This window comes from Pseudomonas sp. Sample_9, assembly GCF_004307535.1.
In the GTDB taxonomy this organism is placed as follows: domain Bacteria; phylum Pseudomonadota; class Gammaproteobacteria; order Pseudomonadales; family Pseudomonadaceae; genus Aquipseudomonas; species Aquipseudomonas mercuritolerans.
Map to the genome: position 1 here is coordinate 25,277 of NZ_RAZO01000103.1, position 2,653 is coordinate 27,929.

Sequence of the window (2,653 nt, forward strand, 5' to 3'; positions counted from 1 at the left end):
TGCGTACAGCGGGAACAGCCAGTCCGGGTGGTCGGCGAGGCTGTGGTAGAAGGTCCAGGAGCTGATCAGCAGGCCCAGGCAGCCAAAGACGAAGACGCGGCCGGCGCCGAAGCGATCGGCCAGCGCGCCGGCGCCAATGCAGCCGAGGCTGAGGAAGACGATGGCCAGGCTGTTGGCTTGCAGCGCCGTGGTCGGCGAGAAGTGGTAGACCGTTTGCAGCACGGTCGGGGTCATCAGAATCACTACGACGACGCCGGCCGACAGCAACCAGGTCAGCAGCATCGAAATGGCGATGGCACCGCGATGATCACGCAGCACCGCGCGCAACGGCACTTCTTCGGCCAGAGCCTTGCGCAATTGAAGTTCGGCGAACACCGGTGTCTCGTGCAGCCAGCGGCGCAGGTACACCGAGAACAGGCCGAACACGCCGCCGAGCAGGAACGGGATCCGCCAGGCGTAATCCGACACTTCAGCGGGCGTATAAATGCTGTTGATCGCCGTGGCGACCAGCGAGCCGAGGAGGATGCCGGCAGTCAGACCGCTGGTGAGCGTGCCGCAGGCATAACCGATGTGCTTTTGCGGTACGTGTTCGGAAACGAAGACCCACGCCCCCGGCACTTCACCGCCAATCGCTGCGCCCTGGATCACCCGCATCAGCAGCAACAGGATCGGCGCCCAGATGCCGATCTGCGCGTAAGTAGGCAGCAAGCCCATGATCAGCGTCGGCACGGCCATCATGAAAATGCTCAGGGTGAACATCTTCTTGCGCCCCAGCAGGTCACCGAAGTGCGCCATGACGATGCCGCCCAGCGGCCGCGCCAGATAGCCGGCGGCGAAGATGCCGAACGTCTGCATCAAGCGCAGCCACTCTGGCATGTCGGCCGGGAAGAACAGCTTGCCGACGACGGTGGCGAAGAACACGAAGATGATGAAATCGTAGAACTCCAGCGCCCCGCCGAGGGCGGACAGCGACAGAGTCTTGTAGTCATTGCGGGTCAACGGTCGTGCGGGTTGCTCGGGCTGCGCGAGGCTCGAAGGCGCTGTGGTCATGGCAAGGGCTTCTCTTATAGTCGAATCTGTCGCCACAACAACGCTGGCGGTGGCTTGGACAGGTTCGGCACCATAGCAAATTGTTCGAAAAAGCACATAGAGGCGCGTAATTGACGGTCGAAATCAGAACCGGGTGGTCGTCGCGGGGTCTATCGACCGATATACTCGCCACCTGCGCAGGATTTGTAAGAGATTGCTGTGCGAAAACGTTGTTGGCCCGTCCTTTGCTCGGGATTTAGCCTTTTTCGCAGAGTTTCCCTTTAGGCGCCTGATGGAAAACGTGACGAACGCAGTGTGTTCGGTGTTGAATCGTTTTTCTTGAAGACGGCTACCACTCGCAATACCCACGAAGAGTCATGGGTCAGAGGCCCCTCGGCATGATAGAGCTCGAACAAGAAGATCCGATCCCACAGGGCGACCTGGCCCTGCAAATCACCGCACTTCCCCGCGAAACCAACGGCTTTGGCGATATTTTCGGCGGCTGGCTGGTCGCGCAGATGGATCTGGCCGGCACTGCCATGGCCAGCCGGGTGGCCGGCGGCCGCGTTGCCACTGTCGCCATCGACCGCATGGCGTTTCTCGTCCCGGTCGCGGTCGGCGCGCAGTTGTCCTTTTATACCCAGACCCTGGAAATCGGCCGCAGCTCGATCCAGATGATGGTCGAAGTGTGGAGCGATGACCCACTCTCCAGCGAATGGCGCAAGGTCACCGAAGCGGTTTTCGTTTTCGTCGCCATCGACGGCAGCGGTCGCACCCGTTCGGTGCCGCCACGCGCGCGTTAAACCTCGCGGCCGTTTTACGGTCGATAGTCGTCCCCAGTGTCTGATCGAGAGTTGCCCATGAACACGCCCAACGTTGAAGCCGTGAAACAGGATGAACTGAACTGCTGGCGCATCCGCCACGGCAAGGCCGAAGTGCTGGTGGCCCAGCAAGGCGCGCACATCCTCAGTTATCAGATCGACGGCCAGCCGCCGATCATCTGGCTCAACGACAAGGCCGAGTTCAAGACCGGCAAAAGCATCCGCGCCGGCGTGCCGGTGTGCTGGCCGTGGTTTGGCAAATTCGAACGCAACCCGAGCAGCGTGCAGGCCATGTACACCGGCGCGCAACCGGCTCCCGCGCACGGTCTGGTGCGGGCGATGGATTGGCAGTTGGGCAACATCGAGTCAGAGGCTGACGGCATCAAGGTCGAATTCAAGCTGCCCTACCCGGAAGGTGGCCTGCCAGGCTGGCCCCATGAGGTCGATCTGACCCTGACCCTGCATCTGGCGGATCAACTGCATTACAGTCTGACCAGCCATAACCGGGGGACTGACAGCGTCACGCTGAGTCAGGCGCTGCACAGCTATTTCGCCGTGAGTGACGTGCGTAATGTGCATGTCGACGGCGTGGCCGGGCTCAACTACATCGAGACCCTGGACGACTGGAACACGGCCAGCCAGAGCGGCGATCTGCATTTCGCCGGCGAGACCGACCGCATCTACCTCAATGCTCCGCCGCAATTGAGCATCGTTGATCCGAGCTGGGAACGACGCATCGTGCTGACCTCTACCGGCTCGCGCACGGCGGTGATCTGGAACCCGTGGATCGACCGCGCCGCCGC

At 61.8% G+C, this 2,653-nt stretch carries 3 protein-coding genes; 2 read left to right on the forward strand and 1 reads right to left on the reverse strand.

Translation table 11 applies throughout. The features are described 5' to 3' along the window. Positions 1–1,050, reverse strand: a 1,050-nt coding sequence (locus tag D6877_RS05430) for an MFS transporter (RefSeq protein WP_130910103.1), incomplete at its 3' end; no start/stop codon positions are given. A gap of 377 nt (positions 1,051–1,427) precedes the next feature. Between D6877_RS05430 and D6877_RS05435 the strand changes: the two genes are divergently transcribed. Together D6877_RS05435 and D6877_RS05440 are read left to right on the forward strand one after the other, a co-directional pair. Next, positions 1,428–1,832, forward strand: a complete 405-nt coding sequence (locus D6877_RS05435; protein WP_003229628.1) for an acyl-CoA thioesterase — start codon at positions 1,428–1,430, stop codon at positions 1,830–1,832. Positions 1,833–1,889: 57 nt separating this feature from the next. Continuing rightward, positions 1,890–2,653: D-hexose-6-phosphate mutarotase (locus D6877_RS05440; protein ID WP_130910102.1), on the forward strand; the 764-nt coding region annotated here is incomplete at its 3' end.

Bases quoted from the DNA above. Each gene is read 5' to 3' on its own strand.
- D6877_RS05435 (WP_003229628.1), top strand. From the start codon at position 1,428: ATGATAGAGCTCGAACAAGAAGATCCGATCCCACAGGGCGACCTGGCC.